This is a genomic window from Streptomyces sp. NPDC057253 (assembly GCF_042669125.1).
GTDB lineage: Bacteria > Actinomycetota > Actinomycetes > Streptomycetales > Streptomycetaceae > Streptomyces.
This window is the reverse complement of the sequence record NZ_JBHUXV010000014.1, coordinates 1-25159: the sequence shown is the minus strand read 5'-3', so window position 1 is coordinate 25159 and position 25159 is coordinate 1. Positions and strand designations below refer to the sequence as shown.

General features: G+C 72.9%; 21 protein-coding genes. 7 read left to right on the top strand and 14 right to left on the bottom strand.

The genetic code is table 11. From position 1 onward, the window contains the following. On the bottom strand, positions 1–416 hold a 416-nt coding region (locus tag ACFULQ_RS10360), incomplete at its 3' end, for a helix-turn-helix domain-containing protein (RefSeq protein WP_383540896.1). Between the two features lie 98 nt (positions 417–514). Here ACFULQ_RS10360 and ACFULQ_RS10355 point away from each other — a divergent pair. After that, entirely contained in the window at positions 515–1345 is an 831-nt protein-coding gene (locus tag ACFULQ_RS10355) for an oxidoreductase (RefSeq protein WP_383540893.1), read from the top strand. A gap of 68 nt (positions 1346–1413) precedes the next feature. Here the strand turns inward: ACFULQ_RS10355 and ACFULQ_RS10350 are convergent, their stop codons facing one another. Further along, complete coding sequence (locus ACFULQ_RS10350) at positions 1414–2304, bottom strand: LysR substrate-binding domain-containing protein (RefSeq protein WP_383540890.1); 891 nt, start codon at positions 2302–2304, stop codon at positions 1414–1416. 104 nt (positions 2305–2408) lie between these two features. On the opposite strand from ACFULQ_RS10350, the gene lpdA reads away from it, so the two are divergent. Both lpdA and ACFULQ_RS10340 read left to right on the top strand, forming a co-directional pair. After that, positions 2409–3839 (top strand): dihydrolipoyl dehydrogenase, encoded by a 1431-nt coding sequence (gene lpdA, locus ACFULQ_RS10345; RefSeq protein WP_383540888.1) that lies wholly within the window; start codon positions 2409–2411, stop codon positions 3837–3839. A gap of 266 nt (positions 3840–4105) precedes the next feature. Beyond that, positions 4106–5356: a M14 family zinc carboxypeptidase gene (locus tag ACFULQ_RS10340; protein ID WP_383540886.1), complete on the top strand. Its 1251-nt coding sequence runs from the start codon at positions 4106–4108 to the stop codon at positions 5354–5356. A gap of 44 nt (positions 5357–5400) precedes the next feature. Here the strand turns inward: ACFULQ_RS10340 and ACFULQ_RS10335 are convergent, their stop codons facing one another. From ACFULQ_RS10335 to ACFULQ_RS10325, 3 genes are all read right to left on the bottom strand, one after another. Then, entirely contained in the window at positions 5401–5823 is a 423-nt protein-coding gene (locus ACFULQ_RS10335; protein ID WP_383540884.1) for an SSI family serine proteinase inhibitor, read from the bottom strand. After that, the gene (locus tag ACFULQ_RS10330) at positions 5820–7184 is read right to left on the bottom strand and encodes a M14 family zinc carboxypeptidase (protein WP_383540881.1); all 1365 of its coding nucleotides are present in this window, start codon (positions 7182–7184) and stop codon (positions 5820–5822) included. The genes ACFULQ_RS10335 and ACFULQ_RS10330 overlap by 4 nt, the downstream gene beginning before the upstream one ends. Before the next feature lie 138 nt (positions 7185–7322). Further along, on the bottom strand, positions 7323–7874 hold the full coding sequence (locus ACFULQ_RS10325) for an FHA domain-containing protein (protein ID WP_383540878.1): 552 nt from the start codon (positions 7872–7874) through the stop codon (positions 7323–7325). Positions 7875–8044: 170 nt separating this feature from the next. Here ACFULQ_RS10325 and treZ point away from each other — a divergent pair, with 170 nt between their 5' ends. After that, positions 8045–9790: a malto-oligosyltrehalose trehalohydrolase gene (gene treZ, locus ACFULQ_RS10320; RefSeq protein ID WP_383540875.1), complete on the top strand. Its 1746-nt coding sequence runs from the start codon at positions 8045–8047 to the stop codon at positions 9788–9790. Positions 9791–9880: 90 nt separating this feature from the next. Here treZ and ACFULQ_RS10315 read toward each other — a convergent pair whose 3' ends face one another. From ACFULQ_RS10315 to ACFULQ_RS10300, 4 genes are all read right to left on the bottom strand, one after another. Beyond that, entirely contained in the window at positions 9881–10828 is a 948-nt protein-coding gene (locus tag ACFULQ_RS10315; RefSeq protein WP_383540872.1) for an aminoglycoside phosphotransferase family protein, read from the bottom strand. Between the two features lie 47 nt (positions 10829–10875). Next, positions 10876–12000, bottom strand: coding sequence for an aminopeptidase P family protein (locus ACFULQ_RS10310; RefSeq protein WP_383540869.1), 1125 nt, complete (start codon positions 11998–12000; stop codon positions 10876–10878). Positions 12001–12114: 114 nt separating this feature from the next. After that, entirely contained in the window at positions 12115–12741 is a 627-nt protein-coding gene (locus ACFULQ_RS10305; RefSeq protein ID WP_383540866.1) for a LysE family translocator, read from the bottom strand. 69 nt (positions 12742–12810) lie between these two features. Then, on the bottom strand, positions 12811–13401 hold the full coding sequence (locus tag ACFULQ_RS10300; protein ID WP_383540863.1) for a PDZ domain-containing protein: 591 nt from the start codon (positions 13399–13401) through the stop codon (positions 12811–12813). Between the two features lie 132 nt (positions 13402–13533). Between ACFULQ_RS10300 and ACFULQ_RS10295 the strand changes: the two genes are divergently transcribed. Beyond that, entirely contained in the window at positions 13534–14730 is a 1197-nt protein-coding gene (locus ACFULQ_RS10295; protein ID WP_383540860.1) for a hypothetical protein, read from the top strand. A 31-nt stretch (positions 14731–14761) separates the two neighbouring features. Here ACFULQ_RS10295 and cyc2 read toward each other — a convergent pair whose 3' ends face one another. Then, positions 14762–16921 carry a germacradienol/geosmin synthase Cyc2 gene (gene cyc2 / locus ACFULQ_RS10290; RefSeq protein ID WP_383540858.1) on the bottom strand — a complete coding sequence of 720 codons (2160 nt, stop codon included), beginning with the start codon at positions 16919–16921 and terminating at the stop codon, positions 14762–14764. A 366-nt stretch (positions 16922–17287) separates the two neighbouring features. Here cyc2 and ACFULQ_RS10285 point away from each other — a divergent pair, with 366 nt between their 5' ends. Next, positions 17288–20482 (top strand): tetratricopeptide repeat protein, encoded by a 3195-nt coding sequence (locus ACFULQ_RS10285; protein ID WP_383540856.1) that lies wholly within the window; start codon positions 17288–17290, stop codon positions 20480–20482. A gap of 186 nt (positions 20483–20668) precedes the next feature. Here the strand turns inward: ACFULQ_RS10285 and ACFULQ_RS10280 are convergent, their stop codons facing one another. From ACFULQ_RS10280 to ACFULQ_RS10265, 4 genes are all read right to left on the bottom strand, one after another. Further along, on the bottom strand, positions 20669–21421 hold the full coding sequence (locus tag ACFULQ_RS10280; protein ID WP_383540854.1) for a class I SAM-dependent methyltransferase: 753 nt from the start codon (positions 21419–21421) through the stop codon (positions 20669–20671). A gap of 73 nt (positions 21422–21494) precedes the next feature. Then, positions 21495–22646, bottom strand: a complete 1152-nt coding sequence (locus ACFULQ_RS10275; protein ID WP_383540851.1) for a damage-control phosphatase ARMT1 family protein — start codon at positions 22644–22646, stop codon at positions 21495–21497. Between the two features lie 20 nt (positions 22647–22666). Next, positions 22667–23314: a ScbR family autoregulator-binding transcription factor gene (locus ACFULQ_RS10270; RefSeq protein WP_383540848.1), complete on the bottom strand. Its 648-nt coding sequence runs from the start codon at positions 23312–23314 to the stop codon at positions 22667–22669. A gap of 70 nt (positions 23315–23384) precedes the next feature. After that, positions 23385–24311 (bottom strand): ScbA/BarX family gamma-butyrolactone biosynthesis protein, encoded by a 927-nt coding sequence (locus tag ACFULQ_RS10265; RefSeq protein WP_383540845.1) that lies wholly within the window; start codon positions 24309–24311, stop codon positions 23385–23387. A 159-nt stretch (positions 24312–24470) separates the two neighbouring features. Here ACFULQ_RS10265 and ACFULQ_RS10260 point away from each other — a divergent pair, with 159 nt between their 5' ends. Then, complete coding sequence (locus ACFULQ_RS10260) at positions 24471–25133, top strand: ScbR family autoregulator-binding transcription factor (protein ID WP_383540842.1); 663 nt, start codon at positions 24471–24473, stop codon at positions 25131–25133. Positions 25134–25159 lie beyond the last annotated feature (26 nt).

Below are 25159 nucleotides of genomic sequence, written 5' to 3'. Positions count from 1 at the left end.
GCCTGGATCAGCGCGGCCAGTGCGGCGCCGGCGCGGGCTTCGGCGTCCCGGTCGACGGGGTCGGCGCCGAGGGCGCGGGCGGCCGCCTTGACGGCGTGGTTGACGGCGATCGCCTCGGTGACGCCGGCGAGGAAGGCGGTGATCTCGTCGACGGCCCGGGAACCGGTGGCGAGGCGCTCACGGGCGGCCTCGGCGGCTTCGGCGACGTGCGTGGTGTATTCGGCGACCACCGCGGCGACCAGGTCGGTCTTGGTCGGGAAGTGGCGGTAGAGGGTGCCCACGGCGACGCCGGCGGCGGAGGCGATCTCGTCCATGCCGGCGTCGGGGCCGCGCAGGGTGATCTGTTCGCGGGCCGCGTCGAGGATCTTCTTGCGGTTGCGGACCGCGTCGGCACGCGGTGTTCGGGTCTGGGCCATGGGTACTCCTGCGGTGGGCGTCTCGACTTGCATGAACGTGACCAGGGTCCATGATGGATGATGAACTGAAGTTCATCTTACTCCGACGGGAAGTCCCCATGACCGCCAAGACCGCTCTCGTCACCGGTGCCTCCTCCGGCATCGGTGAGGCCACCGCCCTCAAGCTCCAGTCCCTGGGGTGCACCGTCTACGGTGCCGCCCGCCGCACCGACCGCCTCCAGAAGCTGGCCGACCGCGGCATCCGCCCGCTGGCCATGGACGTCACCGACGACGCCTCCATGGTCGCCGGCATCGACCGCATCGTCGCCGACACCGGCCGTATCGACGTGCTGGTCAACAACGCCGGCTACGGCTCCTACGGCGCCATCGAGGACGTCCCGATGGACGAGGCCCGCCGCCAGTTCGAGGTCAACGTCTTCGGCGCCATGCGTCTGGTCCAGCTCGCCCTGCCGCACATGCGCGCCCAGCACTCCGGCAGGATCGTCAACATCACCTCCATGGGCGGCAAGATCTACACCCCGCTCGGCGGCTGGTACCACGGCACCAAGTTCGCCCTCGAAGCCCTCAGCGACTGCCTGCGCCTGGAGGTCAAGCCCTTCGGCATCGACGTCGTCGTCATCGAGCCCGGCGGCATCGCCACCGAGTGGGGCGCCATCGCCGCCGACCAGCTGGAGAAGTCCTCCGCCGGGGGCGCCTACGCCAAGCAGGCCCACGCCGTGGCCTCCTCGCTGCGCTCCGAGGCCAACGCCAAGCGCAACTCGCCGCCGCAGGTCATCGCCGACGCGATCGGCAAGGCCGTCACCGCCCCCAAGCCCAAAACCCGCTACGCCACCGGCTTCGGCGCCCGCCCCCTCATCACCCTGCGCCGGATCGTGCCCGACCGCGCCTTCGACACGGTCATCTCCCGCGCCACGGGCCTGCCCACCTGACCTTCGCCGACGGGGCCGCTCGGCAACCGACTCGGCCACGGCCGACGCCGGGACACGCATGCCGGTGATCACACAGTGACAGGCTGCCAGGTTCTGTGGAGGAGGTCCGTGAAGGCCTCCGCGGCGCCGGTGAGCGGCACGCGCGCGAAGACCGTCATCGGGCGTTTCCAGGCCGGGTCGTGCGAGAGGACCACGCAGTCCTCGCCGACCGCCGAGCGCACGATGTGCGAGGGCGCGGCGCACACACCGACCCCGGCAGCCGCCATCCGTACGGCGGTCGAGGTGTGCTCGGTCCATACGGCGGTGCGCGGCTGGTAACCGGCCCGACCGCACGCCCAGTCGAGGAAGCGCTCGCCGTGGACGACGGGCTCCATGGCGCAGCGGATCCAGGCACGGTCGGCGAGTTCGGGCAGGGTGACGGTGGTGCGGCCCGCGAAGCGGTCGTCGAAGGGGACGGCGAGGACGATCTCCTCCTCGCCCACCGGCACGACGGTCGCGGGCCGATGGGCGGGGGCGGGACCGACCGCCAGGTCGGCGGTGCCGCGCTCCACCGCCTCCTCCAGGGCCTCGGAGGTGGCGTACTCGTGCAGGTGCAGCAGGACACCGGGGTGCTCGGCGCTCCAGCGGGCGCACACGTCGGGGAGGACGCCGACGGCGACGGAGTGGACGGCCGCGATGTGCAGTTCGCCGCCCTCGGCCCCGGCGGCGGCACGGGCCGCGCGGCGGGCCTGGGCGGCGCCGCGGACGGCCACCTCGGCGTGCGGCCGGAAGGCGCGCCCCATCGGCGTCAGACGCACCCCGCGCGGCAGGCGCTCCAGGAGCGCGCCGCCGACCGACCGCTCCAGCGCCTTGATCTGGTGGGAGAGGGCGGGCTGGGTGACATGCAGGATCTCCGCCGCCCGGGTGAACGACGCCTCCTCCACGACCGTCAGGAAGTACTCCATCTGCCGCAGGCTCATCGCAGGCCCCTCCGCACAAAAACATCGCCCATAAACATCGTGCATGGCTTTCACAAGAATATTGCCTTGGACTCATGGCGAGGAGCGGGCGGACGCTGGGCGGCATGGACACAGCGGACGTCATCGTCATCGGCGGCGGCACCGGCGGGTACAGCACCGCCCTGCGCGCCGCGGCCCTCGGTCTGGAGGTCGTGCTCGTCGAGCGCGACAAGATCGGCGGCACCTGTCTGCACCGCGGCTGCATCCCGAGCAAGGCGATGCTGCACGCGGCCGAACTCGTCGACGGCATCGCCGAGGCGCGCGAGCGCTGGGGGGTGAAGGCGACGCTGGACACCGTGGACTGGCCGGCGCTGGTGGCCACCCGGGACGACATCGTGACGCGCAACCACCGGGGCGTGGAGGCGCATCTCGCGCACGCGGGGGTGCGGGTGGTACGCGCCTCCGCACGGCTGACGGGGCCGCGCACGGTGCGGGTGGAGGACGTACGGGCCGACCAGGTCGACGACGGCGTGCACGCCCTCACGGCACGCCGGGGCATCGTCCTCGCGACCGGCTCACGCCCGCGCACGCTCCCGGGGCTCGTGCCGGACGGCCGGCGTGTGGTGACGAGCGACGACGCCCTGTTCGCGCCGGGGCTCCCGGAGTCGGTGCTGGTGCTCGGCGGCGGCGCGATCGGCGTGGAGTACGCGTCGTTCCACCGGTCCATGGGCGCCGAGGTCACCCTCGTGGAGGCCGCCGACCGGATCGTGCCGCTGGAGGACGCGGACGTGAGCCGGCACCTGACGCGGGGGCTGAAGAAGCGGGGCGTCGAGGTGCGGGCGGGCGCCCGGTTCCTGGACGCCGAGGTCCTCGACGACGGCGTACGCGCACGCGTGCGTACGGCCCGGGGCGAGACGCTGGAGGTCGAGGCGGAGCGTCTCCTCGTGGCCGTCGGGCGGGCTCCGGTGACCGAGGGCCTGGACCTGGGCGCCGCGGGTCTGTCGACGGACGCGCGCGGCTTCGTCGTACCGGCTGACTGGGCGCGGCTGGAGACGGCGGTGCCCGGGATCCATGTCGTGGGCGACCTGCTGCCGCCGCCGTCGCTCGGGCTGGCGCACGCGTCCTTCGCGGAGGGCCTGCTGGTGGCCGAGACGCTGGCGGGGCTGCCGTCCGCGCCGGTGGACTACGCGGCGGTGCCGCGGGTCACCTACTCCTCGCCGCAGACCGCGTCCGTGGGCCTGGGTGAGGCGGAGGCACGCGCGCGTGGGCACGAAGTCGCCGTCAACGTCATGCCGTTGACCGCGGTGGCCAAGGGGATGGTGCACGGTCGGGGCGGGATGGTGAAGGTCGTCGCGGAGGCGGGCGGCGGCCGGGTCCTCGGGGTGCATCTGGTGGGGCCGCAGGTGTCGGAAATGGTCGCCGAGAGCCAGCTGATCGTCGGCTGGGACGCCGAACCCGCCGACGTGGCCCGGCATGTCCACCCGCATCCGACGCTCTCGGAGGCGGTCGGCGAGGCCTTCCTGACGCTGGCCGGGCGCGGGCTGCACCAGCAGTGAGCCGGGGACGCTGCTGCGGGGGCGGAGGCGGGGGCGAACTGCGGGCCCTCGGGCCACTGCTGCGGGGCCGGAGGCGGAGGCCGACTGCGGGCACAGGGGCCGCTGCTGCGGGCACGGGGGCGTGAGGGACCCGTCGGCAGTCGCGGTCCTGCCTGCTGGCGGTAAATGCCTCTGGGCGCCCCCTGGAGCCTCCCCCTCGGTGTTCTTGACAGGTCAACCAGACCGTGGGGTACTGCGGATTGCGAGGCCGGTCGGACGTGTCGGGGGTGAGTCTCCTGCCGGAGCTGCGCTACCCCACGGTGACCGAACTTGTCCTGTCCGCACGGGCGTTGACCGCAAGGTGGCCCGGCGTCTGCCGACTGCGGAAGGTGGGGGTCTCGCGCGCGGGCCGGCCCCTGCACGTGCTGTCCGTCGGCAACTCCCCGCGGGCCGTCCTGGTGGTCGCGGGCGCCCACGCCAACGAACAGGCCGGCGGCCCCGCGGCCCTGGCGGTGGCGGAACGGGTGCTGGCCGAGCGGAAGTTGCGGGCCGACACCTCCTGGCACTTCCTGCTGTGCGCGGATCCCGACGGGGCGAGCCTCCATGTCACCCCGGCCCCGCGCAGCCTGTTCGACTACCACCTCGGCTTCTTCCGGCCGGCCGGCGAGGAGCAGCCGGAGTGGGCGCCGGCGATGCTCCCGCCCGACCGGCTGCCGCCCGAGACCCGCGCGCTGACCGCGTTGATCGACGAGCTGCGGCCCTACGTCCAGGTGACCCTGCACGGCACCGATCTGGGCGGCAGCTGGGTGCAGTTGACGAAGGACGTCCCCGGTCTCGCCGAGCCGTTCGCCAAGTCCGCGGCGGAGTTGCACATTCCGGTGGAGACCGGCGCCTCGGACGCGGCGGGCTGGCCGGCGTCGGGGCCGGGGGTGCATGTGATGCCGGCGCCGGGTGCGGGGGCGGCGTACCCGAGCATGCCGGACGACGCGCGGCGCAGCACCTGGTACCACGCGCACCGCCACGGCGGTCTGACCGCGGTCGTCGAGGTGCCGATGTGGGCGAGCGACCTGGTGGACGATCCGGCGCGGCATCCGGCACCGGCGGCGGCGATGCGGTGGCTGGCGGACCGGCTGCTGCGACAGGCGCGGGCCGTGGAGCGGGTGCTGGCGGACGCGCGGCCGCGTCTGGAGGGCGCCGACGGGCCGTTGCTGCGGGCGGCCACCTGGGGCCTGGAGCTGGTGCCGGGGCTGGCCGCGGACTGGGTCCACACCCGCCCCGCCGACGACACCAAGGCGTACATCGGGAGTGTGGACGCGTTCTCCCGGCGGCTGCCGCTGCGGGCGGCGGCCATGCTGCTGCGGGTCCTGAAGGAGACCGACGACCGTGCCGCACCGCGTCTGGAACGGCTCGTCCGGGCCTGGAGCGACTCCTTCGCGGGGCGTTTCCGGGCCCGCTGGGTGCCGTTGGAGCACCAGGTGGAGCACCAGGCCCGCACGGTCGTGGCGGTGGCGCTGCACGCGCGTGGACGGGCGGGCTGAGGGCGACGCCCCGCACGTGCCCGCGTGCGCGGTGCTGCCTGCCGTCAGCTCTCCAGTGCGAACACCGCCCCGGTGCGCGCCGCCATCACGCATCCGTTCGAGAAGGTCTCCCGGTACTCGACCGGCCGGCCGTTCCACTGTCCGCTCGCCTGCACGGTGACCGGCGCGTAGAGCATCGGGCAGTAGACGTCGGCGGCCGGGAGGGCGCCAATGTCGCCTCCCGCGGCGGCGAGCTGGGCGCAGGCCTCGGTGGCGCGGCCGTGGCCCTGGGGCGGGTCGCACAGCAGGAGGGTGCCGCGGGTGTCGCTGGAGCGGCTGTCGCCCTTGGTGACCATGAGGTAGAGGTAGTCGCCGCCGGACCGGGCCTCGGCCGAGGCGGGGGCCGCGGCGGCCAGCAGCAGGGCGGCCGCCGTCAGACCCGCGCGGGCCGCTCGTCGCGGTGCTGTGGCTGTGGTGGTGTGCATCATTCCCGATGCATCGGCACGGCGGCCTCGGATCCCCACCCGGACTCACCCGAACGGGAGCGCGCGGGCGCGTGCCGTGCGGCGAGCTCGAAGGCGGCGAGCACGACCCGGGACTGGTACTCGATCTGGCGCGGGACCGGGATCCAGCGGGCCCCGCAGCCCTCGCGGTAGTCGGCGCACCAGACGTCGATGAGCCGGTCCAGCTCCGGCAGCGCGCCGGCCGGGCCCGCGCCCGCGCGGGTGACGAGCTGGTGCAGCAGTCCTGCGGTGCGCAGGGCCAGGCGCCGGCCCGCGATGCGCAGTGCGGCCAGGTGGCCGGAGCTGAGCGGGGGCAGCGGGCGGCCGCCGTCGGTGACGTCGGGGTCCCAGGCGTCGGCGAGCCCCGGGCAGACCAGTAAATAGTCCTCGACCGGGGCGAGCAGCCGCGCCGCGTCCGGGGCACCCGAGACCTGCGGACGGATCCGCGCCAGGACGTCCTCCAGGAGCCGCGCGTCGTGACGCAGGGTGTGGCTGACGGTCCGCAGCACCGCGGCCGCGTCGGGGGGCAGGCCGGCGTCCTCGACGGCGGCCACGCCCCACATGGGCGCCTCGACGACGGCGGTCACGGTGCCGTACGGGTGCGGGTGGTACCAGGTCGACTCGACGGCGGCTTCCGTTATGGCGGCGGCCAGGTCGCCGCGGCGGGGCGGCGGGATCCGGTAGACGGCGGGGCCCAGACACGGCCAGTAGAGCGTGTCGTACGGGCCGAACTCGCGCGGGATGTGCAGCTGGGCGGCGGCATGGGCGACGTGCCGGGCGATGCCGGGCAGGTCGCGGGTGAGTTCGACGAAGCCGCCGCCGACGTCGACGCCGTGCAGGGAGCACTGGAGGAAGGGGCGCAGCTCGTCCTGGAGGGCGAGGAGGGTGCGGGTCTCCGGGAGCGCGGCGGCCTCCGCGCCGTCCGGGAGCCACTCCGGCTGTTCGCCGAAGCCGGGCCGGAAGAAGTTCCGGAAGTAGCGGTCGAGGGAGTACGGGCCGCGCAGCCAGCCTTCGTTGCGGCGCAGGCCGTCGGGGTCGAGGCAGAGCAGGAGGTTCCAGGTGGCGTCGGTCCCGGCGGTGAGCCGGGGGTCGGCCAGGGCGCGCTGGGCGAGTCTGAGAACGGTGCCGCCGCCCACCGGCTCGTTGGCGTGCGGTCCGGCGACGACGAGGGCCTGGCGGCTGCCGTGGCCGACGGAGAGCAGCCACAGCGGGTTGCCCGCGCGTGAGGTGCCGACCCGGCGCAGCCGGGCGTCCGCGGGATGGCGGGCGACGAGCGCCGCGGCCCGGGCGCCCAGCTCGTCGACGGTCGGGTAACGGAGGAGGGGCTGCAGGGCACACCTCCACAATGTGGTGCCGTCGGTTCACCTGGTGTGCATGGTGTACGCACAGTCAGTCACGAGTTGGGGGGTACGTCAACACCGTGCGAAGGAAAGGGCTTTGGGCCGCGACGGCACGTAAAGCCCAGGCCAGAGGTGAGCTTGGGCTCAGTTGACCGCGAGCCGGAAGGCCATCCGCCCGAACCCGACCTGGTCGCCCTCCCGGACGACGGCGGCGCCGATGACCCGACGGCCGTTGACGGTGGTGCCGTTGGTGGAGCCGAGATCGCGCAGCACCCACATGCCGCCCTGCCGGCTGAGTTCGGCGTGCACGCGGGAGACCGTCTCGTGGGTCAGCCTGAGGCCGTTCGCGGGATCCCGGCCTATGCGCAGCGCGTGACCGCTGCCGGGGTGCGGCAGCAGCAGCTTGGGCAGGCGCTCGGCCTGCCACGCCCTGCGCAGCCGTACGGTGAAGCCGGAGACCGCCTCGACGGTGCCGAACACCAGCCGGGAGAGGCGGTTCTCCTGGGGCAGGTCGGCGGTGAGCGCGGCGAGTTCGTCGGACCTGCGGGCGATGAGGGCCAGTTCCATGCGGCGCACGAACGTGTCGTGCGACAGGCGGCCCATGGCGACGCCGTCACGGAGCACCTTCAGCGCCTTGTCGCGCTCCACGTCGGAGAGCCGCGCGGGGTACGTGTTGAACTCGAAGGACGACGTCACGTTGGTGATTGTCGGGCAGTGAACCCCGGGTGTCCAGAAAACGAGACAACGGCCGCCCCGCGCGCGCACCTGACGACACCTGACGCAAAGGGGCTGATTACGAGGCGGATTGATCGCGTTTGAAGGACCATGGACGGGCTACATCCCGGTGAGCGACGAAGGGGACCGCCGTGCAGTTCGAGGTGTGGGCACCGCAGGCCGCCCGTGTGACGCTCCACTACGAGGGCGCCACGCGCGCGTTGGAGCGCGATCCGGACCGCGCGGGATGGTGGTGGACCGAGGCGGAGGCCGCGGACGGCACCCGGTACGGCTTCGCGCTGGACGACGGTCCGGTGCTGCCCGATCCGCGCTCGCGGCGCCAGCCGGACGGCCCGGACGGGCTCAGCGCGGTCGTCGAGCACGAGCGCCACGCCTGGCGCACCCGGTGGGCGGGCCGCCCCCTGCCGGGCGCGGTCCTGTACGAGCTGCACGTGGGCACCTACACGCCCGAGGGCACGCTGGACGCGGCCGCCGCCCGCCTCGAACACCTCGTCGAACTCGGCGTGACCCACGTCGAGTTGATGCCCCTGTGCCCCTTCCCCGGGCGGCACGGCTGGGGCTACGAGGGGGTCTCCCTGTGGGCCGTCCACGAGCCCTACGGCGGCCCCGAGGCCCTGAAGCGTTTCGTGGACCGGGCGCACGAACTGGGCCTCGGGGTCGTCCTGGACGTGGTGCACAACCACCTGGGCCCGTCGGGCAACTACCTGCCCGCCTTCGGGCCGTACTTCACGGACACGCATCACACCCCCTGGGGTTCCGCGGTCAACCTGGACGCGCCCGGCTCGGACGAGGTGCGGGCGTATCTGCTGGGCAGCGCGCTCTCCTGGCTGCGGGACTACCGGATCGACGGGCTGCGCCTGGACGCCGTGCACGCGCTGGCGGACACCCGCGCGTGCCACTTCCTGGAGGAGTTGTCGACGGCCGTGGACGCCCTCGCCGCCGACCTGGGGCGGCCGCTGTTCCTGATCGCCGAGTCGGACCTCAACGACCCGCGGCTCATCACGTCCCGCGCGCAGGGCGGACTCGGACTGCACGCGCAGTGGAACGACGACTTCCACCACGCCCTGCACACCGCGCTGACCGGCGAGTCCCAGGGCTACTACGCCGACTTCGCCCGCGCCCCCCTGGCCTCCCTGGCCAAGACGCTCACCGGCGGCTACTTCCACGACGGCACCTGGTCCAGCTTCCGGGGCCGCAGCCACGGGCGTCCGCTGGACCGTACGCGCGTGGCGGCGCACCGGCTGCTCGGCTACTCCCAGACCCACGACCAGGTCGGCAACCGCGCCCAGGGCGACCGGCTGGCGGCGTCCCTCTCCCCCGGGCTCGCGGCCTGTGCGGCGGCGCTGGTGCTGACAGCGCCCTTCACCCCCATGCTGTTCATGGGCGAGGAGTGGGCGGCGGGCACCCCCTGGCAGTTCTTCACCGACCACACCGATCCCGAGCTCGCCGAGGCCGTACGGCGGGGCAGGCGGCGGGAGTTCGCCGAGCACGGCTGGGCCGAGGAGGACGTGCCCGACCCGCAGGACCCGGCGACCCGGGACCGCTCCTGCCTCGACTGGTCCGAGCCCGAACGCGAGCCCCACGCGCGCGTGCTGGCCTGGTACCGCCGGCTCCTCGCACTGCGGCACGAACACCCGGACCTCACCGACCCCGACCTCGCCGACACCAGGGTCGCCCACGACGAGGACCAGCGCTGGCTCGCCTTCCGCCGCGGGGACGTCCGGGTGGCCGTGAACCTCGCCAAGTCGCCGGCCGCCATCCCGCTGGGGCCCCGCGAGGCCCGTGTCCTGGCGGCCTGGGAGCCGGTGGAGACGCCGGGCGCGGACGGGGTGCTGCATGTTCCCGGCGAGTCGTGCGTGGTGCTCCTCCAGGCCTGACCTCACGGGGTCTGCTTCGTCTCCCCGGCCCGGGCGCGGGCGCTCCCCGGTGGGGAAAAGTGCAGGTGGAGACGGCTGAGGGAGTGCCTCCTACAGCTCCGCGTCGTCCCTCTCCTCGTCCCGCAGCTCCGTGACCCGTTCCAGCAGGATCGCCTCCCAGGCGCGGCCGAGGCGGGTCCTCAGCAGGCCCAGCGGCGCGCCCTCCCGGCGTTCCAGGCCCGCGGCGAGGCGGATCACGGTGTCGCAGCGGGCGAGCCAGAGGCCGCGCAGGCAGGGACGGGCGCCGTACCCGGCGAGGGTGGCGGCGCGGACGGCGGCGGGCGCGCCGACGGCGAGGGCGAGGCCCGCGATGTCCTCGGCGGGGTCGCCGACGACCGTGTCGGTCCAGTCGAGGACGCCCCGCACCCGGCCGTCGGCGCTGACCACGAGGTGTTCGCCGGTCAGGGCGTGGTGCACGAGGACCGCGCTGCCCGGCTGGGCGGCGAGCTGGACCGCGGCGGGCGAGGTGAGCTGCTGGAGCCGGGCCGGGTCGAACTCGTCGGCCGCGCGCAGGCGCTCGGCGGCCCGGCCGGCCTCCCGGCGCAGCGCCTCCAGTGAGCGCGGGGCGACGCGCGGGACGCCGAGCGCCTCGGCCTGCCGTACGGGCACCTCGCGCAGTCCGGTGAGCAGCCCGGCCAGGTCGGCCTCGCCCACGGCGGAGACGTCGTGCTCCTCCGCCGAGCCGCCGGGAAGCTTCGTGTCCAGCGTGTACGCCAGCCCGGGCGCCCACTCGCCCTGCGCCACGCTGGTGGGCACCGCGACGGGGAGGTGCGGGCGGACCAGGTCGCGCAGGCGCAGTTCGCGGCGTCGGCGGGCCGCGGCCGCGCGGTCGGCGGACAGGCGCAGCACATGGCGGCTGCCGACCCACCAGGTGGCGGGGGTGCCGCTCTCGGCGACGGGACGGACCTCGGGCCCGCCGCCGTCGGCCGTGGTGTCCTTGAGCAGGGAACGGACCAGCCGGCGGACCGTGTCCGCGGTGGGTGTCGGTGCCTGGGTCATGGTCGCGCCGTAGTCACTCGAGGGGTGGAGGGGCTCCTGGGGTCCGGTCAGTCCACTATGACCATCTCGCGGGTCGTGTCGTTGAGCCTGCGGCCGCCGTTCTCGGTGACCGTGACGATGTCCTCGATCCGTACCCCGAAACGGCCCGGCAGATAGACCCCGGGCTCCACGGAGAAGCACATGCCCGGCACGAGGGGCTGTTCCTCGCCCTCGATCATGTACGGCGGCTCGTGCGTGGTGACGCCGATGCCGTGCCCGGTGCGGTGGATGAAGTACTCGCCGTACCCGGCGTCCGCGATGACCGCGCGGGCGGCCCGGTCCACCTCCTGGCAGGCCGCTCCGGGCCGTACCGCGGCGAAGCCGGCCTCCTGGGCCGCGCGGACGAGGTCGTGCACCCGGCGTTCCTCGTCGGTGGGTTCGCCGACGTGGACCGTGCGGGAGGTGTCGGAGCCGTAGCCGTCCCTCAGGCCGCCGAAGTCGAGGACGACCATGTCGCCGCGTTCGATGACCCGGTCGCCCACCTCGTGGTGCGGGTTGGCGCCGTTCGGGCCGGAGGCGACGATGGTGAAGTCGACCTGGGAGTGACCGAAGCGACGCAGCAGACCGGCGAGGTCCGCGGCGACCTCGGACTCCCTGCGGCCGCCGAAGGGGACCTTCCGGATCTCCTCGAACGCCGCGTCGGCGGCCGCTCCCGCGGCTGCCAGGAGCTCCAGCTCCGCCGGGTCCTTGACGGCCCGGAGCATGGGCAGGGCCTCGGTGAGCGAGGCGTACGACGTGCCGGGCAGTGCCCTCTGGAGGCCCAGCAGATGCATGGCCCAGGTGTTGTCGCTGATCCCGAACCGGCCGCCGGTGTCCAGGAGGGCGGCGGTGGCGGCGTACGGGTCTTTGCCGTCGGTCCAGTCCCGCAGGGTCAGGGCGCTCGCGCCGACGGCCTTGGCGGCGTCCGGGGCCTCCAGGGTGGGGACGACGAGGACGGGGTCCTGGCCGGGCGCGAGGACCAGCAGGGTGAGGCGTTCGGTGGCGGCGGTGGGCGCGTAGCCGGTGAGCCACACCAGGTCCGGTCCCGGGGCCACCAGCAGGCCTGCCAGCCCTGCCTCGGCGGCCGACCGGGCCGCGCGCTCCATGCGGGCCCGGTAGTCGTCGGCGGCGAAGGGCGCTGCGGTGCCGGTCATCAGGGCCTCCCTGGGCGGGTGTGGGTCTTGGGCAGCATCCTGCCCGTACGGCGTGGGGCGCGCGAGCCGGTCGACACGTCTTTCGGGCGGCGCGCGCAAAGTGCCCGCGGCGGGTCAGCCCTCCAGGGCCATGCGGACGCCGAGAAGCAGCAGTACGCCTCCGGAGACCTGTTCCAGACGCCGGCGCACGCCCGCGCGGGACAGCAGGGACCGCAGCCGGCCGACGAACCACACGTAGAGGCCGTAGTAGCCGATCTCGTAGACCGCCCAGAGCGCCGCGAGCCCGACCATCGTGAGTAGGTGCGGGGCGCTCTCGGGCACGAACTGCGGCAGGAAGGACAGGGCGAAGACGGCGGCCTTGGGGTTGGCGAGGTTGAGGAGCAGTCCCGCGCGGTAGGCGGCCCAGCCGGTCCTGGCGGTGCTCTGCCAGCCCTCGGAGCCGCCGGTGTCCCCCTTGGCGCGGCGGGCCTGTCGCAGCGCCTGGACGCCGAAGCCGACGAGCACGACGGCACCGACGATCCGCATCACGCCGTAGGCGATCTCGGAGGCCGTCAGCAGCGCGGTCAGGCCGAGCGCGGCGACGACGCCCCAGACGAACACCCCGGTCTCGTTGCCGAGCACGGTCAGGAAGCCGGAGCGCCTGCTGTGCAGCGACTGCTTGATGATCAGGACGGTGCTCGGCCCGGGAGAGGCGGCGATGAGGGTGCAGGCCCCCAAAAAGGCGAGAAGCGTGGTCGGCATGCGCCCATCGTGACGTCGAGGGCCCGACGGGGACCAGAGGTTTTCACCGGGGCCGGCGTGCGTGAGGGGTCATGTCACCACGCCCGGTACCGCCGTCAGCTGCTGGTAGCCGCCGCTGCGGTGGCGGACCGTGAGGACGATCTCGCGGCCGGAGCGGGCGTCGGCGACGGCTCGTGCGAGGTCGTTCGCGGTGTCGATCCGGGTGCGGCCGAACGCGAGCAGTACGTCACCGCGGACCAGACCCGCCGTATAGCCCGGGCCCGGGACATGGACGCCCACCACCAGCGCGCCCGCCTTCTCGGCGTCCACGACCTCCAGACCGAGCGTCGCGAGGGCGGGCGCGGTCGAGGGGGCGGTCGTGGGTGCCGCGGACGACGGGGAGGGGCTCGGGTGCGCCGGGGTGTCCGGGGTGTCCGGGCTCATCCCCACCTGTCGTTGGAGTTCGGCCAGTCTGCTCATGCCGATCACCGTGGCACCCACGGTCCCGAGGCCCACCCCCGACAGCACGAGGACGGCCGCGACGAACAGGCCGAACAGCAGGGTCATGAGCCGGCGTCCGCGGCGGCGCGCGGCGTGCGGACGCCGGGCGGCCCCGGGCTTCCTGCCACCGCCGGTCTCCTGACCGGGCATCGGCTTGGGGCGCAACGCAGTCTGTTCCATGGATCGCCTCCGGCTGGATCACCACCGGGGAGTGACTACCCGGCGCACGGGCGCGCGACGAGCCACGAACGAGTGAGACTGAAGGACGACGATGAAGTCCCTGTGTCAGTGGGCGCTGTTACGTTCTGTGACATGACCGAACACGCCCTGCGGCTGCTCCGGCAGGACTCCCGGCTGGCCGCACTGGCCGGCTTCCCCTTCGACTTCACCCTTGAGCGCGCCGAGTACGGCCATGTCGAGCCGGTCCGACTCGCCTCGGGCGGCCCGCTGGAGGCCATAGCGGGCGACGACTCCGGCGGCACGTACTTCCGGTGCGGGGACGGCTCGGTGTTGTACGCCGACTCGGAGGGCGGGGCCGGGATCATCGGCTCCGGTGTGGATGAGGCACTGGAGATGCTGATCGGCCTGCCCGGGTGGCGCGACTGCGTCCGGCTGTCCCCGGAGGACGGTGAGGAGAGGATCCTCGCGCACGTGGCCGAGGTGGAGCGGGGGATCCGCGAGGAGTGCGGGATCTCTCTGGACGAGGAGCGGGCCGGACTGCGGTCCGCCCTGGGGTTCCCGGAGCGTTCGCCGGTCGAGCTGGTGCGGATGCTGCACACCGCCCTGTCCCGCACGGAACCCGACTTCGTGCTCCTCAACGCGGAGGAGGGCGGTGCCTACGACCTGATCGGCCCGCCTCCGCCTGCGCTGTGGGAGTCGGTCCTGGCGTCGGGTCGCGCCGATCTGGCGGCGCTGCGGGCGGGCGGGCGCGAGGTGTGGGAGGCGGTGGCCGAGGATGGCGTACGGCGTCGGCTCGCGCTGCGGGCCGCGCAGTTCGACCGGGTGCCGGGGGACCTGGAGCTGCTGCGGCGGTTGCTGCGGTACGAGACGCGGTCCTCGCTGACGGACGAACTGCGCCTGGCCGCGGTGCTGGTGGGGTTGCACGGCCGGGTGGAGGACCTGCCGTTGCTGCACGAGGTGCGGGAGACCGACTTCGACACGGCGTGCGGGCTCAGCGAGATCCCCGCGCCCGGAGCCGACCCGGCCGAGTTGACACAGTGGGCGCGGGACACCGACCGCCTGTTCTTCGGCGAGGATCCCGCCGAAGAACCGCTGTACACCTGGACCGACCTCGCCCGGGACCAGGGCCTGACCGGGTTGGCCCTGGTCGCGCTGATACGCCGGTTCGACGCGATCGAACTCGACCAGAGCCTGTTGCGCTCCGCCGAGGACCCGACCCGGCTGGACACCGATGAACTGCGCGTCCTCGCCGACGAGTTCGACACCCTGGGCGAGCCCGTGCAGGCGGCCAGGGCTCGGCGCCTGTACCTGGCCCTGGCGGGGCGCTGAGCCGGGCGGACCGCGGAGCCCCGGGCTCCCGTCAGCCCGCGATCGGCAGTGTCGGGCTTCTGTCCGGGAGGAAGCCGTGGGTGCGGGCGGCGAGGTAGGCGGGCTTGTAGCGGTCGACCGTGCGGTGCCAGTGCAGGATGCCCGCCATCCAGTGCTGGAGGTCGGTCACATAGCCGCGCATCACCTCGCGTGCCTCCTCCGAGAGCCCGAAGTCGTCGTAGACCACGGGCAGTTCGTTGGCGGCGACGTGCTCGAACTGCTGCATGCGCTGGGTCATCAGGTCGTGGACGACCCGCAGCGCGGTCGGGTAGTCGATGCCGAAGAAGTTCTGCACGACGAGGATCGCGTTGTGGATCTCGCCCTCGTACTCGATCTCCTTCTGGTAGGAGAAGACGTCGTTGAGCAGACAGGCGTAGTCGACGGCAGCGTTCTCCAGGGAGCGCACGGGTCCGCTGCGGTAGACCTCGGGCGGGACCGCGGGGCCGTGGCCCATCCGGCACAGGCTCATCGTGAGGTCGGAGCCGAAGGTGGCGCGCCGCATCTCCAGGTAGTCGACGGGGTCGGGGACGCGGTGGTGGAGCTGGTTGCCGAGCTCCCACACCCAGCTCTCGGTCATCGCGTTCACGGAGTCCTTGAGCGTGCTCCGCTGGTCCGGGGTCATCTCGGCCGTGGTGCGGACCCACAGGTCGATCAGGCCGCGTTCCATGCCGTTGGCGGGCACGAGGGTCTGCTCGCCGTCGAGCGGCATGCACTGCGACAGCCGGTGGGTGGTGAGGCGGGCGGCGGCGAGGTCGCGGCGGGCGCCGTAAACGAGGGGGTAGTAGTCGTCGCCGTAGGTGCCCCAGGCCAGCCAGTGCGAGCTGAGGTCTAGGGCCTCGGCGCTCGCGTCGGGGTCGATGCCCGCGGCGCACAGCGGGAGGTCGGCCGCGGCGAGCCGGCCCTCGTCCCAGACGCCCTCCTGGAGCATGCCCATGCGGTGCATCCACTCGGTGAGGCGGGGGCGGGCGCCGGCCAGGTGAGGGCTGTGCTCGACCTGGAACGGCATGTGGAAGTCGGGCAGCAGGGAGGGTCCGACCTTCTGGAACGGCACATGCGTGTGGGCCCGCAGCCGCTCCGCGCCGGCCGCGGCCAGCAGGGCGGCGACGTCGGCGGCCGAGGTGCCGGGGCCGGTCAGGTTCTGCCAGGGGGAGGTGGTCTCGGCGCGGGCGTTCATGTAGCGGCTGGAGCGCATGTGCCATTCGTGGCCGCCGGACTGCCAGTCCTGGAGTCCTTGGGTGTACTTGGCGACGGCTGCCACCTCGCCCGGCGAGAGTCCTTTCTCCAGGGCGACGGCGGGCACCTCGGTCAGCGCGGTGTGCTCGAACTGGTGGAGGCGGGAGGTGAGGACGTCGTTGACGGTGTCGGCGGCCTCCTGCGTGGTGCAGCCGAAGAAGGTCTCCAGGACGAGCACGCCGTTGCTGAGCTCGCCCTCGTCCTCGACCTCGCGCTGGTAGGAGAAGAGGTCGTTGCGCAGGTGGACGGCGTCGGAGAAGGTCTCCATCAGGACCCGCAGGGGCCTCGTCCCGGCGACAGCGACGGGGACCTCGGCCGTCGCGTACTCCACGAGACCGGCCGACCAGGGTGCGCCGCCGACCTTGCGGCGCATCTCGATGTACTCGACGGGGTTGGCGATCCGCCCTTCGTTGATGTTGGACAGCTCCCACAGGGACTCGTTGAGCAGGTGCTCGGTGGCAACGGCGAAGCGGCGGCGCCAGTCGGCGGACATCGACGGCACGGTCCGCGTCCACAGGTCGGCGAGGCCCGCCTCGACCGGGTTCCGCGGCTCGGGCACGGGGGTCGACGGGTCCATCGGCATGAACAGCGGCAGTCGGTCGAGGTAGGCCTTGCCGCCGGCGCGGTCCTGGGTGCGTTTGAAGATCTCCAGGAAGTGGTCGTCGAAGAAGAACACCCACACGTACCAGTCGGTGATGAGCGAGAGCGCCGGGCCGTCGCAGTCGGGGTGTGTGTAGGCGCAGAGCAGTCCGTAGTCGTGCGCGTCGAGGTCGGACTGCTCCCAGATCCCGGACCCCTCCAGCATGCCCATCTCGCGGGCCCACGCGGTCGAGTGGGCCCGCGCCTCGTCGACGTGCGGGTTCAGCCGCGCGGGGTACGGCATGTAGAAGTGCGGGAGTTCGAAGGGCTGCTGCGTCATGAGCCGGGCCCTACCCAGGGCCCCCAACCGCCATCCGCACGACAGGACATGATCACACCATCGCGTGAATCCAGGGTGAATCGGGCCTTCCATGATCACTGCATCAAGGTCGGCCGAATCGTCACTCCTTGGAGAAATGCGAAAAGGGTGGCCGGATCCCGCCCCGCATCCTCCCGGAGTGCGGCAGCCCGAGCCGGACACCAACCGGATCAAGTCCCTTTCGGTCCGCGTGACATGAGAACCTGAAAGCGGGAGAGGGGTTCGGACGTAACCGTCGAGGTGTGTGCCGACAGGGGGTCCTCGATGTTCGGGGCAGAGTTGTTCACCCAGACCGCTGCCGCGGCCGCGGGCACGATGGTGGGCTTGATGACCACCGATGCCTGGCAGGTGGCCAGGCACCGGATCGCGCGGTTCCTGCGCCGCGAGGACGTGGAGCGGCTGGACCGCGCGCGGGCGGAACTGGACGCCGCGCCTCCGGGGCGGCAGCAGGTCATCCTGCGGCAGCAGCGGGAGGAGTGGGACAGCACCCTGCGCGCTCTGCTGGCCCGGGACCCCGCCCTGTCCGGGCTGCTGACGGAGTTCGTCCAGGAGTTCTCCGGCATGGCGCGCCCGGTCTTCATCCAGGTCCAGCAGCCGCCTGCCCCGCTGGAGCCCGCCCGCGCTCCGGGCACGCTCACCGTCGCGCCTCCGCTGGGCCGGCTCGACCGCCGGGTGCGCGGCCGGGGGCCGCTCCTCGACACGCTCAAACAGCTGGTGGGCAAACCGACTTCGGGTGTGCGGGTGCTGCACGGCATGGGCGGCAGCGGAAAGACCACGGTCGCCCTGGAGATCGCCGCGCACGCCGCCGCGCTCAACGTCGACGTGTGGTGGGTGACCGCGAAGAACCCCGCCGCGCTGAGTGCGGGCATGCGCGAGGTGGTGGCGGCGCTCGGCACCCCCGCGGACCTCATCGACCGTGCCTGGTCGGGGCGTTCGAGCGCGACCGATCTGCTGTGGCGCAGACTGTGCGACACCGCGAGCCCCTGGCTGCTGGTGGTGGACAATGCCGACGAGCCCGAACACCTCGCGCCCTACGGCCGGTTGGCGGAGGGCACGGGCTGGATCCGGCCGGCGGCCGAGCTGCCCGGCCTGGTGCTGATCACCAGCCGGGACAGCAGCCCGACGACCTGGGGGCCCTGGGCCACACTGCACTCGGTCGACGCCCTGGAGGAGGACGACGCCACCGAGGTGCTCTGGGACCTCGCCGGGGAGCGGGCCGGTTCCCGCGAGGACGCCCGGCTGCTGACCCGTCGGCTCGGCGGGCTGCCGCTGGCGCTGCGCATCGCGGGCTCGCATCTCGCGGCGGCCTCGGCGTTCCCCGCCTGGCCGGGCACGACGACCGTGCGGACGTACGCCGACTACCGCGTGGCCCTCGACGAGCGCTTCACCGAGCTCCTCGACGAGCGCCCGCCCGGTCAGCAGGGCGGCACCTACTCCGTCCCGGTGACCGGCACCTGGGAGCTGTCCCTGGACCTCCTGGAGCGGCGGGGCATCGTCCAGGCCCGGCCGCTGATGCGGCTGCTGTGCTGCCTCGGCGAGGCCCCGGTGCCGCTGGTCGGTCTGTTACGCCCGGACCGGCTGGCCGCCTCCTCGCTGCTGCCCGGGGTCACCCCCCAGGAGCTGTACACCGCGCTCACCGCGCTCGCCGACTTCGGCCTGGTGGAGCTGCACACCCCGCCCGGCGGCGACGACCACGCCCGCACCCTGGTGCTGCACCCGCTGGTCCGGGACGCGGGCCGGCTCCAGCGGGACCTCGCCGAGCACTGGGAGGAGTACGCGGCGGTCGTCGCCGACCTGGTCGTGTGCGCCACCGCCGAGCTGAGCGAGGACGACCCGCGCGACTGGCCGCGCTGGCGGCTGCTGCTCCCGCACTGCGACGCCCCGCTGGCCCTGATGGGCGACCCGTACGAGGCCGAGGACGAGCTGGTCTCCAAGGCGCTGCGGGCGGCGGCGGCCGGGGCCCGTCATCTGTTCCGGCGGGGCTGGCTGGACCGCGCGGAGGAGGTGCTCGACGCGTGCGAGCCGGTGGTGCTCGCGTGCGGCCCGCGGGATCCCGACGCGCTCGAAGTACGGGCCGCCGCGGCCCACTTGCTCCAGCAGCGAGGGCGGCTGTCGGCGGCCGAGTCGCTCCTTCGTACCGTCCTGGAGGACACCCGGGCCCTGTTCGGCGACGCGGCAGGCGAGACCGCCGACGCCCGGTACGCGCTCGCGAACCTGCTGTGCGACCGGGGCCGTCCGATCGAGGCGGAGACCGAGTACCGCGCCGTCCACGCCACCCGCCGCACCCTGCTGGGCGAGCGCGACCCGCAGACCCTCGCGGCCCGCAAGGGCGTGGCCTGGATGGCTCGGTACCGCGGGTTGCTCGCGGAGGCCGAGGAGGAGTACCGCCTGCTGCGGGACGCCTACCGGGAGACACTCGGCGCGAACCACCCCGACACCCTGGTCACCCGGCACGAGATGGCCCAGGTGCTGCACGAGCGCGGCATGTTCCGGCAGGCCGAGCAGGAGCTGCGGGAGACGCTCGGGGTGTGCGCGGAGGTCCTGGGCGAGCGGCACCCGATCACCCTCGGCGTGCGCCACGACCTCGCGGACGTCCTGCGTGACCGGGGCCTGCTCGTGGAGGCCGAGCACGAGTTCCGCACGGTGCTCGGGCTGCGCGCGGACGCGTACGGCGAGGACCACCCGGAGACCGTGTCCGCCCGGCACGGTCTGGCCACCGTGCTGCGGGACCGGGGCTGGCCCGGGGACGCGGAGACCGAGTTCCGGGAGGTCTTCGAGGTGCAGCGCCGGCTGCTCGGCGACATGCACCCGCACACGCTGGTGGTCCGCCACAACCTTGCCGACCTGTTGATGGAGCGGGGCCAACTGGAGGCGGCGGAGACGGAGTTCAGGGAGGTGTACGCGGCGCGCCGCGAAGTGCTGGGCGAACAGCACCTGCTGACCCTGTCGGTCCGCCACGGCGCCGCACATGTCCTGCACCTGCGGGGCCGCACCGACCGGGCGGAGACCGAGTACCGCACGGTCCTCGCGGACTGCGTCGACACCCTGGGCCCCCGCCACCCCGGCACCCTCGCGGTCCGCCACAACCTCGCCGACCTGCTCAAGGACCAGGGCCGACTGGCAGCCGCGGAACAGGAGTTCAGAGAGGTGTACGCGGCACGCCGCGAAGTGCTGGGCGAACAGCACCTGCTGACCCTGTCGGTCCGGCACGGCGCCGCGCACGTCCTGCATCTGCGCGGCCATGTCGAGCGCGCGGAGACGGAGTACCGCACGGTCCTCGCGGACTGCGTCGACACCCTGGGCCTCCGCCACCCCGGCACCCTCGCGGTCCGCCACAACCTCGCCGACCTGCTGTGCCTGAAAGGTGAACTTACGGAGGCCCGAACGGAGTTCGCGGAGGTACGAGAAGCCTGCGAGGAGGTACTGGGCCTACGACACCCCCGAACCCTGGCCGCCCAACAGGCCCTCGCCCGCCTGCACACGGAGGACGAGGACCGCGCCGCGGACGGGGGATCGCGCTGAGGAGGGAGAGGGCATCGACACGAGGTCTCCAGCGGGCCGAGACCGTGTCGGGGAAGCGGGATCGCCCCGAGGACAGGGATCGAGCCGCGGACCGAGAACCCCCGCACCCCGGGATCACGCAATCGAAGCGGCATCCGACAAGGACCCCCGCCGCAAACCGAGTTCGCTCCGCCCGGCCCGCAGAAGTCACCCGCCCCGCGACCCCGACTCCGCCGCGGCCGGTTCGTAGCCCGGGAAGTGGGACGGGATCTGGCTCAGGTCCCACAGCGCGAGCGTCTTGTCGTCGTAGAAGTCGTCCGACTCGTCGTCGTCGATGACCTGGAGCGGTTCGGGCAGCCCGAAGGGGGCCTTGCACAGGTCGATGGGGCGCCACCAGCCGGTGACGATATCGGTGTTGGCCGGGGTGCGGGAGAAGGTCGTGGTGAGCAGATAGCGCGAGCCGCTCTCCCGGAAACGGGTCAGCGCCTCCACCACGTGCTGGTAGGAGAAGTGCACAAGGGCGTCCCGGCAGATGATGAGGTCGACCCGCGGCACCGGCTGCGCCGTGAAGTCGAGCAGCTGGAACTCCCGCCCGGGACCCGGGTGGTTGGCGCGGTTGGCCGCCACGAGTTCCGCGACCACGTCCCCGCCGAGGTAGGAGGCGCCGTGCAGTTCGACGTACCGCATCCAGTTGAAGTCGCCGCAGGGCGCGTCCAGTATCGACCGGACGCCCAAGTCCTTGATGAGGACGCCGAGTTGGCCTATCACCCGCTTCATGCGCTGCAATTCGGAGCCCGGTCCTGAGCGGGTCTCGTCGGAACCCCAGCGGTTGGTGCGGTAGATGTCCGTGAACACGTCGTGCAGGTCGGCCTCGTCACGGGGGTCCGTGACGTCGACATAGCATCGTGCGTCCACGTCGTAGACGGGCTCCCCAGGATTGCTCAGGTACCGCGGGGTCAATGACGTCCTCTTTCGCTGCCCGTCGGCGGGACGTATGGCAGCCCACCGGTACAAGTCGGCAGCATAACGCTCCTCAGGGCCGGACCTGGATGAGCGCGTGGGTCCCGCCCGTCCGCCAGCGCCGCCCCTCCGCCTCGACCAGCGCGGCCTCCGTACGGGCGTCGAGCCCGGTGACGACATCGGACTTCAGCGTGCGCAGCGCGGCGACCGGCCCCGGGAAGTACCCGGTCACCTCGGCGAAGGACGTGGTCGGCGCCCACCACCGGTCCCCCACCAGACGCCGGTAGTTGAGGTCCCCCTTCAGCACGGTCAGCGCGGCCCCACCGATCTCCGTACGCAGGTCGTCCGGCATGTCCGCGTACGGCAGCGGGGCACAGGAGAACGCGTGCGCCCGGACGTCGAGCCGCCCGTCCGCCATGGCGTCCCACAGCCGCCGCCCGTACCCCGCGGCCTCCCCCGGCGCCCGCACCAGCCGGCGCAGCGCGTCGACGACGTCGGCGGTCGTCGCGTCGGAGACGTAGTAGGGGTACGGCTTCACGTGCAGCACGGCCCGTTCGATCCGCCCGTGTTCGAGGAGGTGGGCGAGGAGCAGCAGGTCGGGGATCAGCTCCCGTCCGGCGTTGTCGGCGATCAGACACAGGGTGCCGGTGCCGTCGAGCAGCGCCCACAGCCGTTCGCTGTCGTCGGCGACCAGATCGGGTACCGCGTCCCGTCCCTCGGCCCGGTCGTCGGAGAGCCGGAAGCCCAGGTCGGCGCGGTTGCCCCACAGCGACCCGTGCAGCAGGGCCGCGCCCCGCTCCTCGACGGGCCGCGAGGCGAGCTCGTCCAGCGCGGCCAGTTCCTGGTCCGTCTCCGGGGAGTCGAGCTCGGTGAGCTTGGCGGGCCGGAAGGGGTCGATGCCCTGCCAGGGGCCGGGGGCGAAGTAGCCGACGGCGTCGAGGAGCCAGCGGTAGAAGTAGCTCTCGGACCAGAGCCAGGGCACGTCGAACCAGGACTGCCCGGCGTAGGTGTCGATCCCCCACTCGCCCCACGCCCCGCCGGGGAGCGGTTCGATCACACCCTTGGTGCAGTTGTCGAGCAGCGCGTCCAGTGCGCGGTGCTGCTCGGGGCCGTAGGGGAAGGCCTCGCGCACCTGCGCGATGATCGCGGGGTGCCGCTCGGCGAGCACGCTGTGCGGGAAGGAGCCGGGTTCACTGGCGAGTACGACAGCGGCGCTGGGAGACATACGCCGACTGTAACCACCTCTCAGCCGGCCCTCGACTCCTGCTCCAGCTGACTCACCAGCGCGAGATACCGGGCCCGGCGGGGAACCGGCACCAGGCCCCGGATCATCACGTGCCACATCTCGGCGAGCCGCCGCGGCTGCCGCTTCACGGACTCCAGATGCGGCCCCACCACGCGGGTGCCGACGAAGAAGCAGACCAGGGAGTGCGCCACCGCCTCCACGTCGGTGTCCGGGTGGAGGTCGGACTCCTTGACCGCCCCGAGCAGCTTTCCCGTCGCGAGGTCGAGCCACTCGGTGAACGGATGCCGCAGCGGTGCCCGCACCTCGACTCCGCCGGTGGCGAGCCGGAGTCCGGCCCGCAGCACGGGCCCCTCGACCGACAACCGCGCTATCTGGAAGGTGATCCGGACCAGCGCCTCCAGGGAGGTGTAACCGCGGGCGTCCACGTCCCCGGCCACCTGACGCGAGGTCCGGGACTGTATCTCCAGAATCGCGTGGGCGAGGTCGTCCTTCGCCGCGAAGTGGAAGTACAGCGCGCCCTTGGTGACTTGGGCGTGCTCGACGATGTCGCTGAGACTGGTCGATTCATAGCCACGACGGTCGAACAGATCGGCGGCGGCGGTGATGATCGTCGCTCGGGTCTGTTCAGCGCGTAACTGCCTCGGCATCGACTGCACACTCCTGTGACGGAAAAGAACGGGTCATGCCGTTTGTTTCTAACTCCCTGTACACGATAACTCACCCTGCGACGGCACCCACCCGGCATGTGAAGGCCACCGACTCCCCTTGCAGCGCTACGACTTGTACGTCGGAGCCGCCCGCACCGCTCACCTCGATCCACACCGGCCGGTCGAGCTCGGCGAACTGGTGAAACGTGGCGTGGAAGGACGCGGGCAGCGGGCCGTCCGCGCCGCCGTGCGCCCGTACGGCCTGGCGGGCGGCCTCCAGGAGGAGCATGCCGGGGATGTGGTCCAGCGGGTGATCGAAGAAAACGGGGTGCGCGGTATCGACCCTGAGCCGCCAGCGGTCGGGGCGGTCGGCGGGCGACAGGAGCACGTCGGCGTCCAGGGCCCGCCCCACGGTGTCGGCCGGCAGCGGTGTCGGCGGCGGCTGCGGCAGCCGCAGGGCCCCCACGTCGGCGGTACGGCCCCCGCGCAACCGGCGGTAGACGGCCTCCTTCGTCCAGCTCACGGCGATGCGGCCGGTCGCGACGCGCTCCGGGCCGAGGCGCACGACGGCGTCGTAGCTCAGCGCGGCGGGGCGGCCGGCCCGGTGGCGGACCTCGTCGACGGTGATGTCGACGACGGGTTCGGCGGGGCCGGCGCCGACCGCCAGATGTTCGGGGCGGGTGTCCACCTGGAGTTCCCGGAGGACGAACTGATGGCCGATCGGGGCCTGGTAGGCGGTGTGAGCGAGCAGCGCCCCGCACTGGCGGACCGTTTCTGCGGCCAGGAGCGGCTCATAGGCCGAGCGGTCGGGCGACACGTGTAACTGGTGGGCGCGGGGCCACTGGGCGGTGAGGGTGAAGCGGTCGGGTCCTGTTCTGGCCCAGCCGGTGAGGAGGGTCTCCGCGACGGACACGCGGTGCACGAGTTCACGGGGTACGGTCGCCGTCAGGGGCCCGGCCCCGGACAGAAACCCCGTCAGCTGCCGCAACTCTGGCATGTCTCCCCCTCGTTCCTCCGAAGCGGTTCCTCCGCAGCGATGACGGACGGCGAGGTGCCCGTGCCGGTGAGCGATAGAGTACGAGGGATTCCGGTCTGTTTTCAATGTGACCTGATCGAGACCGGACGAGACCCGACTCGGCTCATGGGAGGGGTTCTTGTGGCGAGACAGGAGCGCGCCATCAGGACACGCAGGACGATCGTGGAGGCCGCGGGCGCCGTCTTCGACGAGCACGGGTACGCCGCGAGCACCATCGCGATGGTGCTGGAGCGGGCCGATGTCACCAAAGGCGCCCTGTACTTCCACTTCCAGTCCAAGGAGTCCCTCGCCCAGGCGGTGCTCGACGAGCAGTTGCCGCTGGGGGCCGTGCCGCCGCATCCGTGCAAGCTCCAGGAGATCGTCGACATGACGTTCGTCTTCGGGCACCGGCTGCGGACCAACTCCCTGCTCAAGGGGAGCGTGCGGCTGACGGTGGACCAGTGCGCGCCGCCCGGGGTCGATCACACGGGACCGTTCAGGCAGTGGAGCGAGCAACTGACGGGGATGCTCCTGGAGGCCCGGGAGCAGGGCGAGTTGCTGCCGACGGTACAGCCGCGGGACACGGCGGATCTGCTGGTGGGGGCGTTCGCCGGGGTCCAGTTGATGTCCCGGGCGCTGCACGGGCGGGAGGACCTCGGACAGCGGATCTCCGTCATGTGGGCCCATATGCTGCCGAGCATCGCGGTGCCGGGGCTGCTGGTCGGCCTGGACAGCCGGCCCGACCGTGGGGCGCGGGTGCTGGCGTCGGCGGAGAGCGGTGAACTGGTGGGCGCCGAGGCGTGATCCGGGACTCCGGACGTGCACAGGAC